Genomic DNA, 8,844 nt, shown 5'->3' with positions numbered 1-8,844 from the left:
GATCTTCCGCACAGTCTCATTGCTCGGCACGGTCTCGCTCTTCCGCGCACAGTCCGGAGGCTCCGTCTCCACAGGCACCTGGCCCAAGAGTCCGGCCTCACTACTCGTCGGCGTCCACCCCTGTGAACGGGTGCTGGTCGACGAACGTGGCGGCCTCGTCGTACATCCGCTGGATGTAGGCCTCCAGCTGGCTGGACTCCACCCGCCACTGGCCACGGCCGCCGATCTTGATCGCGGGCAGCTCGCCGCGGCGGACGAGGGCGTACACCTGCGCGCTGGAGGTGTTGAGGACCTCGGCCACGTCCGCGAGAGTGAGGAAGCGTGGGGTTGCTGCCATGGGTCCATGGTGGCACCCGAGCGCCAGCGTGGCACGCAGCCGCCGCAGCTTGTGGACAACTTGCTGACCGGCCGGCCGGAGTGCCCCATGATGTCAGCTGTGACGTCGACCGCCGGAGCCGAGCCGCCCGCCGCCACGCGGGTCGGCCGGCCCACCTGGCGGGACCCCCGGCTGTGGGTCGGCGTGGCGCTCGTCGCCGGGTCGGTCCTGGCGGGTGCTCGGCTGCTCGCCCACGCCGACGACTCCGTCTCGGTGTGGGCGGCGCGGGCCGACCTCGGTGCGGGCCGGGTCCTGGCGGCCGACGACCTGACCGTCCGGGAGGTCCGGTTCGTGGACCCCGACGACCAGCAGGTCTACCTGCTGGCCGACCAGCCGTTCCCCACGGACCTGCGCCTGGCCCGTGACCTGGGGGCCGGGGAGCTGGTGGCCCGCAGTGCCCTAGGCGCGGCGGGGGACCCGGACCTGCTCACCGTGCCTCTCGCCGTCCCCGCTCTCGCGGTCCCGCCGGACGTCGCGGCCGGCGCCCGGGTCGATGTGTGGGTGACCACCGAGGACGCCGAGGGGGGCTCGGTCGCCCGGCCGCTGCTCACCGACGTGCTCGTCGTCGCTGCGCCGACCCGGTCGGATGCGTTCGGGTCCTCCGGCGACCGGCAGCTGGTCCTCGGGGTCGACCGGGCACAGGAGCGCCAGCTGGGCCGGACCCTGGCCGCGGTCGGGGACCAGGCGATCACCGTCGTCGGCCGCGGCTGAGGACCGACCGTGATCTGCGTCCTCCTGGTGGCCTCCGGGGCGGCCTGGGAGCCCACGGCACTCGGGCTGCTCAGCAGCACCCCCGACGTGGTGGTCCTCAAGCGCTGCGTCGACGTCGACGACCTTCTCGCCTCCGCCTCCTCGGGCCAGGCCGACGTGGCCGTGGTCGCCCTGGACGCACCCGGCCTGGACGCCACCGCGGTCCAGCTGCTGCAGCGTCACCGGGTGCGCCCGGTCGCCGTGGTCGCGGACGAGGGCGTCGGCGCGGTCGACGCCGCCCGGGCCCGCGCCGCCCGGTGGGGCCTCACCAGTCTGGTCCCGGCGAGCCGTCTCGACGGGCTTCCCGCCGCTGTGCTGACCCCGGCCGCCCCCGAGCCCGCTCGTCCCGAGGCGTCCGAGCCGGTGCCGGCTGCGGCCGGAGACGGTCGGGTGGTCGCGGTGTGGGGGCCCGGCGGCGGCCCGGGTCGGACCCTGCTGGCGGTCAACCTGGCGGCGGCGCTGGCTGCGCGGGGTCGACGCACCCTGCTGGTGGACGCCGACCCGTACGGCGGCGCGGTCGCCCAGCAGCTCGGGATCCTCGACGAGGTCTCCGGTCTGCTGGCCGCGGCGCGGCTCGCTGCGTCCGGGGAGCTGGCCGACCGCCTCGCGACCGTCCAGCGGGCGCTGGGCCCCGGACTGAGCGTGCTCACCGGGCTGCCCCGCGCGGACCGGTGGGTGGAGGTGCGGCCGACCGCGCTGACCCATCTGCTCGACCTGGCCCGGCAGCGCACCGACGTCGTGGTCGACACCGGTTTCAGCCTCGAGCCGGACCCCGCCGCCGACCTCGGTGGCCGGCCGGCGCGCAACGGGTTGACGCTCGCGGCACTGGAGACCGCCGACCAGGTGGTCGTGGTCGGTGCGGCGGACCCGGTCGGCCTCGCTCGGCTCGCCCGCGGGCTGGCCGAGCTCCACGAGGTGGTCGGGGTGACGCCGGTCCACGTGGTGGTGAACCGGTACCGCCCCAGTCTCGGCTGGTCCGCGGCCGAGGTCACCGGGACGGTGCAGGGGTTCACCGGGGTGCGCCAGGTGCACGTCCTCCCCGAGGACCGCACCGCAGCCGACCGTGCCGCCCTGGAGGGAAGGACCCTGGTCGAGAGTGGGGACTCCCCGCTGCTGCGTGCGGTCGCCGAGGTCGCCGACGCCGTGCTGCCGCCCGTGCCCGGGGAGACCGGCGTCAGGCCGCGAAGAGCAGGTAGAGACCGCCGGCGGTGAACGCGATCATCGTGAACAGCAGGGGCAGCTGGCCGGTGAGCTGGTGCCGCTTCGGCAGCAGGGCGATCGCCCGGTCGTGGGCCGCGACGACGCCGAGGACGTGCCCGGTGACGACCGCGAGCACCTTGATGCTCGCCAGCAACGACGGATGCAGGACGAGCCAGTAGCTGACCGACCAGTCGGCGGTGCCGAGCAGGTTGCTGCCGTTCGACAGGGGGTCGCTCATCTGGATCAGCGTGGCCTGGCCGGACACGAACAGGAACGACAGGTAGTGGGCGACGATGTACCCCACCACGATCGGCACCACGGAGTGGGCGAAGAGGCCCGGCAGGTCCCGGCGGCGGACGTCCTTGCCCACGCCGGTGGCCATCGTGCCCAGGCTGAAGACGGTCCCGACGAGCAGGCAGAACGCCAGCAGCGCCAGGTTGTCGAGCAGCAGCGGGTGCTCGGAGGACTGCACCCGCGTCAGCCAGGCGGTGGAGTCCTTGAAGGAGTCGAAGGCGGTGCTGCCGAACAGCACCGACACCACCGCCACCAACCCTGGCCGGACAGGTGTGCTGTGCAGGTTCGCGAGGGGGCTGCGCACGACCAGGAGGTCGCCGCGCCGACCCCACACGGACAGGTGCGCCACGAGCGTGGAGTACACCTCGAACGGGTCGGCGTTCTCGTGGAAGGCGTAGCCGAACAGGGCGCCACCGACCAGCATCACCGCGGCGTAGACCGCGATCCACACTCGCACCGATCCGAGCTCGTCGGCCCCGGGGAAGGCCAGCTCCATCCACACGAACGCGAACAGCCCGGCCGCGGCGGGCCAGTGCCCCCACCGGGCGGGGTACCGGAACAGCCCGGTGGCCGGGTCCGCTCCGGAGAGCCGGCACAGCCCGTAGGTGACGGCACGGAACGGGCTGATCGCCCGCCACACGCGGCCGAGCAGCAGCGAGGCGAAGACCAGCCCGACCCACAGGAGCACGTAGAACATCCCGAAGACGGGGTTGATCAAGGAGTCCTTGCCGAGCGCCGCGGCCCACAGCGTGTAGCCGAGCAGGGCGATCCCGAACGCCCGCAGGACGAGCCGGTACGCCGGCGCGTCGACGATCCTGCGCAGCCAGCCCGGCGCCGGCCGTCCGCTGGTGGCGTCGTCGTACCGGGGGGTGCGCCACGCGAGTGCAAGAACCGTGAAGGAGACGGTGATCGCCGCGACGGCGCCGGCGACGACCAGCTCGGTGGAGATCGGCAGATCCTTGGCGCCCCCGATCCCGTGCGCCAGGGTGACCCCGTCCACCGTCCTCAGCTGACCTCGAGCTGCACGATCACCTGGTCGAGATGGTGGGACTCCACGTCCACCAGTCCGGGCTTGTCGACGGTGATCTCGTGCGTGGAGCTCCCCGCGCCGTAGTCGAACTCCTGCTCCGGCACCGAGTGCACGTGGATCGTGCCGGGCTCGTCCGCGGTGATCTCGAAGTCGATGGGCTGGTCGGTGCTCGCCTCCACCCGCTCACCCTTGGGGGTCACGTCGCCGTCGGCGAAGGTCACCTCGACCACCACCGGCTCCGAGCTGCCCGAGTCGTCGCCCGAGCACCCGACCAGTGTGGCTGAGCCCACCAGGACGGCCACGACCGCGGCCCACGTCCTCCGGCTGCGCATTGCTGCCTCCCTCCGGCCAGGCCCGGATGGGATCCCGGCCTCTGCGAGAATCTAACCTGTGCCAGGACACCGACGACGACGAGGGGGATCCATGAGCGAGCGGCTCCGACCGCGGGACCTGGCTCTGCTGGCCGCGGAGTCGGCCTCCTCACCCATGCACAACGCCACGGTCGAGATCTTCGACCCCCGGGTGTCCGGGTTCGACTACCAGCAGCTCGTCGCGCTGATCGCCGACCGGATCGCCTTCGTCCCGCGCTACCGGCAGCGGCTGCAGTCGGTGCCCGGGCGGATCGCCAACCCGGTGTGGGTCGACGACCCGGACTTCGAGCTGGCCTACCACGTGCGCCGGTCCGCGCTGCCCCGTCCGGGCAACATCGACCAGCTGCGCGAGCTTGTGGCGCGCATCATCTCGCGCCCGCTGGACCGCAACCGGCCGCTGTGGGAGGTGTACTTCGTCGAGGGGCTGGCCCGCGGTCGCGTCGCGCTGCTCTCGAAGTCCCACCAGGTCCTGGTCGACGGCGTGGAGACCGTCGACCTCGGGCAGGTGCTGCTCGACGTCGGGCGCGAGCCCAAGGTCCTGCCCCACGAGGAGTGGCTGCCGGCCCGCCGCCCGACGCCGACCACCGTGCTGGCCGACGCCGTCAACGACTCGGTGCGCCACCCCGTCACGATCCTCAACACCGCCCGCGGCAACGCCGCCGCGCTGCGCCGGTACGCCGCGTCCTCGGCCCAGCGGTTCACCACCGTCGCCAACGCGCTGGCCAACCGCCGCCCGATGCCCGACTCCCCGGTCACCGGTCCGCTGTCCCAGCAGCGACGGTTCGTGGCCGTGCGCACCGAGCTGGCCGACTACCGCACCGTCCGACAGACCCACGGGGGGACCGTCAACGACGTCATCCTGGCCACGGTGACCGGCGCGCTGCGCAGCTGGCTGATGACGCGCAGCGAGTCCTTGGGTGCCTTGCGGCCGCTCAAGGCCGTGGTGCCGATGTCGGTCATCGACCACGAGCGCGAGGCGACCTCGCTGGGCACCATGATCGCCCCCCACTTCGTAGAGCTGCCGGTCGGTGAGGCCAGCCCCGTGGTGCGCCTGCACCAGGTGTCGTACTCCTTCGAGGCGCACCAGGAGACCGGCCGCGCGGTGGCCGCGAACCGGCTGGCCGGCATCGCCGGCTTCGCGCCGACCACCTTCCACGCCCTGGGGTCCCGGGTGGCGGCGACGGAGCTGCGCCGCGGCTTCCACCTCAGCGTCACCAACGTCCCCGGCCCGCAGTTCCCCCTGTACGCCGCCGGCGCCCGGATGGTCGAGACCTACCCGGTCCCCCCGTTGATGCCCGGGCACGCGCTGGCGATCGGGGTCACCTCCTACGACGGGAGGGTCTTCTACGGGATCACCGCGGACCGGGACCTGCTGCCCGACGCAGACCTCCTGGGGCAGTTCCTCAAGGAGTCCCTGGAGGAGCTCAAGGACACCGCCACCGGTGCCCTGCCCCGTGCTCCGCGCGGGCGCAAGAAGGCCGTGAAGAAGGGGTGAGCGTCCGGGTCTTCGTGCCCGTCAGCCGGGCCGACCTCCAGACGCTGGTGACCGAGCGCCGCCTGCCCGGGCCACGCCTCGCCCACGCGCTCACCGACGCGCTGCGGGAGGCCTGGCCCGGGGTCGACCAGGAGGAGGGCGAGTACGCCGCGCTGATGGCCGCCGCGGCGGCCTCGCGTGCGCTGGGGTCTGCCGAGGAGGGCCGCCGGCGTCGGGTGCTGGCCGTCGACGCACCCGACGCGGTGCCGACCGGGTCGGAGGACCCGACCGAGGTGCGGATCGTCGGCGACGTCGCGTGGCGCGACGTGGCCGCGGCACACGTGGACCTGGCCGACGACGCGGCCGAGGACGACGACCTGGCCTGGTTCGCGACCCAGGAGATCCCCGACCTGGGATGACCCCGGGGCGCGTTGAGCACTCCCCGGTTGTCTGACAGCATCAGGCACATGGAAGCAATCACCCGTGTCCCGACCCCGGTCAACGAGCCGAACCTGCAGTACGCGCCGGGGAGTCCGGAGCGGGCCGCCCTGGAGGCCGAGCTGGCCCGCCAGGAGCGGCTCCAGCCCACGTTCAAGGCCACCATCGGCGGCCGCAAGGTGGCCGGCAAGGGTGCCGAGATCCCCGTCGTGCAGCCGCACGACCACCAGCACGTGCTCGGCGTGATCACCAGCTCGAGCCAGGCCGAGGCGCGGGCTGCGGTCAAGGCGGCCGCCGACGCGGCTCCGGGGTGGCGCGCCCTCTCGCTCGACGAGCGGGCCGCGGTGCTGCTCCGGGCGGCGGACCTGCTGGCCGGCCCGTGGCGCGCGAAGCTCAACGCCGCCACCATGCTGGGCCAGTCCAAGACCGTCTGGCAGGCGGAGATCGACGCGGCCTGCGAGCTGATCGACTTCTGGCGCTTCAACGCGCACTTCGCCAAGCAGATCGTCTCGGAGCAGCCCACGGTGAACTCCCCGGGCGTGTGGAACCGGATGGACCACCGGCCCCTGGAGGGTTTCGTCTACGCGATCACCCCGTTCAACTTCACGGCGATCGCGGGGAACCTGCCGACGGCCCCCGCCCTGATGGGCAACACGGTGATCTGGAAGCCGTCGGCCAGCCAGACGCTGGCCGCGCACTACCTGATGGAGCTGCTGGAGGAGGCCGGCCTCCCGCCGGGCGTGATCAACATGCTGCCCGGCCACGGGGTGGAGGTCTCCGAGGTCGCGCTGGGCCACCCGGACCTGGCGGGCATCCACTTCACCGGCTCCACCGGGCTGTTCCAGCGGCTGTGGGGGCAGGTGGGCGCCAACATCGCGTCGTACAAGACCTACCCGCGGCTGGTCGGTGAGACCGGCGGCAAGGACTTCGTGGTGGCCCACCGGTCCGCCGACCCCGACGTCGTGCGGGTCGCGCTGATCCGGGGCGCCTTCGAGTACCAGGGACAGAAGTGCTCCGCGGCGTCGCGGGCCTACCTCTCGCGCTCGGTCTGGAAGAAGATGGGCGAGCGGTTCCTCGCCGAGGTCGACGAGCTCGCGATGGGCGACGTCACCGACCTGTCCAACTTCATGGGCGCCGTGATCGACGACCGCTCCTTCGCGACCCAGAAGAAGGCCATCGAGCGCGCCCGGCGCAGCCGCAGGCTCTCGGTGGTCGCCGGCGGGAGGTGCGACGACTCGGTCGGGTACTTCGTGCGCCCCACCGTGGTGCTCTCCGACGACCCGACCGACGAGATGTTCTCCACCGAGTACTTCGGCCCGCTGCTGTCGGTGTACGTGTTCGAGGACCGCGACTTCGAGAAGGTCGTGCGCCAGATGGAGGGCTTCGCGCCGTACGCCCTGACCGGCTCGATCATCGCCCGCGACCGCCGGGTCATCGACTGGGCGCGCGAGGAGCTCCGGTTCGCCGCGGGCAACTTCTACATCAACGACAAGCCGACCGGGGCGGTCGTCGGCCAGCAGCCCTTCGGCGGGGCGCGTGCCTCGGGCACCAACGACAAGGCGGGCGCGCCGCAGAACCTGCTCCGGTGGACCTCCACCCGCTCGATCAAGGAGACCTTCAACGCGCCCACCGACTACCGCTACCCGCACATGGGATGAGCGGCCCGCACCTGGTGCCCGGGCCGCGGGTGGCACAATGACGACACGATGATCGAGCTGCTGGCCGGCTGGGTGGTGCCGCTGCACTTCGGTGCGCTGCACACCTACGAGAAGTGGCTGGTGCTGGTCCTGGCCTTCGGCCCGTTCCTCGTGCTGGCCACCGTCATCGTGCTGCGCCAGCGGCAGGACGCCGCCGAGGCCGCGGGGGAGGAGGCCGCCCGGTCCGAGGGTGGGTCTGCGCCGACGGGCAACCCGGCACCGCCGGAGGGCTGAGCGGCTGGTGGCGGGCCCTCAGTCGTCCTCGAGCCAGTCCGTGCCCACGGCGTACTCGGCGTCGAGGGCGTAGCGGAACACCCGGGCCACCATCTCCTCGATCTGCCGGCCGACCAGGGGCACCTTCACCCGGATGTCGCCGGTGACCGTCTCGACCGTCCGGCCGTCCTGCTCGCGGAGGCTGATCCGGCCGTCCATGCGCCCCGGCTTGCCGGGGATGGAGACGACCAGGGTCGCGTCGCCGGGGGAGTGCCAGGTCTCGCGCTGCTCGATCTCGATCTCCTCGCCCACGAACCTGCGCACCGAGGTGGCCACGCCGCGCAGCGCCTGGACCTGGTCGATGTCCACGCTGAGCCCGGAGGCGGTGTCCTCGAGGTCCACCCGGTAGCGGAGCACCTGCTGGTGCCGGCAGACCTCCTCCCGGAACCGCCGGTCCGCCTTCATGGCGTAGACGCGGTCGGCGCCCGCGTCGTACGCCATCTCGTGGCGGAACCTCACGGGCGGTCCCTCGACTGCCAGGCCCGGCCGACCTCGTGCTCCGCCTTGATGCTGCGTCGGACCAGGTCGCCCATGATCTTCTCGAGCTTGCCTCCGATGAGGGGGACGCCGGAGTGGATGTCGAGCTCGACGACCTCGACGGCGCCGTTGCCGGCCGGCTCGATGGTGATCGTCCCCTTCATCGTGCCGGGCGTGCCCGGGGTCTCGATCTCCAGCTCGGCGTGGTGGTGGTCCGACCACTCCTCGAGCTGGACCGCACGCGTCGTGGCGCCGATGATCTTCCTGGCGAACCCGGGCACGGGGGTGGGCTGGACCTGGTCGATGCGCACGCTCATCCCCTTGCCCGCCTTGGTGATCGTCACCTCCACCGACACCACGTCCTGGGCCGCGCACACCGCCTCGCGGAAGGCGGGGTCGGCGAGCATCGCGTAGACCTGGGCGGGGGTGGCGTCATAGGGCATGTCCTCACGGAACCTCATGGG

The 8,844-nt window shown here is 72.7% G+C and carries 11 protein-coding genes; 6 read left to right on the top strand and 5 right to left on the bottom strand.

The genetic code is table 11. The features are described 5' to 3' along the window. Positions 1–100: 100 nt before the first annotated feature. Positions 101–337, bottom strand: a complete 237-nt coding sequence (locus PLP61_RS03880; protein ID WP_324500549.1) for a helix-turn-helix domain-containing protein — start codon at positions 335–337, stop codon at positions 101–103. Between the two features lie 99 nt (positions 338–436). Here PLP61_RS03880 and PLP61_RS03875 point away from each other — a divergent pair, with 99 nt between their 5' ends. Further along, positions 437–1,087 (top strand): CpaB family protein, encoded by a 651-nt coding sequence (locus PLP61_RS03875; protein ID WP_324500547.1) that lies wholly within the window; start codon positions 437–439, stop codon positions 1,085–1,087. A gap of 9 nt (positions 1,088–1,096) precedes the next feature. Continuing rightward, positions 1,097–2,338: a CpaE/TadZ family protein gene (locus tag PLP61_RS03870; protein ID WP_324500546.1), complete on the top strand. Its 1,242-nt coding sequence runs from the start codon at positions 1,097–1,099 to the stop codon at positions 2,336–2,338. Here PLP61_RS03870 and PLP61_RS03865 read toward each other — a convergent pair. Continuing rightward, positions 2,301–3,620 carry a hypothetical protein gene (locus tag PLP61_RS03865; protein WP_324500544.1) on the bottom strand — a complete coding sequence of 440 codons (1,320 nt, stop codon included), beginning with the start codon at positions 3,618–3,620 and terminating at the stop codon, positions 2,301–2,303. The genes PLP61_RS03870 and PLP61_RS03865 overlap by 38 nt on opposite strands. A 5-nt stretch (positions 3,621–3,625) precedes the next feature. Further along, complete coding sequence (locus PLP61_RS03860; RefSeq protein WP_324500541.1) at positions 3,626–3,982, bottom strand: hypothetical protein; 357 nt, start codon at positions 3,980–3,982, stop codon at positions 3,626–3,628. A gap of 91 nt (positions 3,983–4,073) precedes the next feature. Here PLP61_RS03860 and PLP61_RS03855 point away from each other — a divergent pair, with 91 nt between their 5' ends. Genes PLP61_RS03855 through PLP61_RS03840 form a run of 4 tightly spaced genes read left to right on the top strand, consistent with a single transcriptional unit; the run spans position 4,074 to position 7,864 of the window. Next, entirely contained in the window at positions 4,074–5,516 is a 1,443-nt protein-coding gene (locus tag PLP61_RS03855; protein WP_324500539.1) for a WS/DGAT/MGAT family O-acyltransferase, read from the top strand. Beyond that, positions 5,513–5,914, top strand: coding sequence for a DUF6912 family protein (locus PLP61_RS03850; RefSeq protein WP_324500537.1), 402 nt, complete (start codon positions 5,513–5,515; stop codon positions 5,912–5,914). The genes PLP61_RS03855 and PLP61_RS03850 overlap by 4 nt, the downstream gene beginning before the upstream one ends. Before the next feature lie 48 nt (positions 5,915–5,962). Further along, positions 5,963–7,591 carry an L-glutamate gamma-semialdehyde dehydrogenase gene (gene pruA, locus PLP61_RS03845; protein WP_324500535.1) on the top strand — a complete coding sequence of 543 codons (1,629 nt, stop codon included), beginning with the start codon at positions 5,963–5,965 and terminating at the stop codon, positions 7,589–7,591. Between the two features lie 48 nt (positions 7,592–7,639). Next, a complete protein-coding gene (locus PLP61_RS03840; RefSeq protein ID WP_324500533.1) occupies positions 7,640–7,864 on the top strand; it encodes a hypothetical protein in 225 nt (74 codons plus the stop codon). 18 nt (positions 7,865–7,882) lie between these two features. Here the strand turns inward: PLP61_RS03840 and PLP61_RS03835 are convergent, their stop codons facing one another. Next, positions 7,883–8,362 (bottom strand): DUF2505 domain-containing protein, encoded by a 480-nt coding sequence (locus PLP61_RS03835; RefSeq protein WP_324500531.1) that lies wholly within the window; start codon positions 8,360–8,362, stop codon positions 7,883–7,885. Beyond that, complete coding sequence (locus PLP61_RS03830; RefSeq protein ID WP_324500529.1) at positions 8,359–8,841, bottom strand: DUF2505 domain-containing protein; 483 nt, start codon at positions 8,839–8,841, stop codon at positions 8,359–8,361. Before PLP61_RS03830 ends, PLP61_RS03835 begins: the two co-directional genes overlap by 4 nt. Between the last annotated feature and the right edge of the window lie 3 nt (positions 8,842–8,844).

It is taken from the genome of Nocardioides sp. (genome assembly GCF_035429765.1).
GTDB lineage: Bacteria > Actinomycetota > Actinomycetes > Propionibacteriales > Nocardioidaceae > Nocardioides.
The sequence above is the reverse complement of the archived record's forward strand: the minus strand, read 5'-3'. Positions and strand labels throughout refer to the sequence as shown.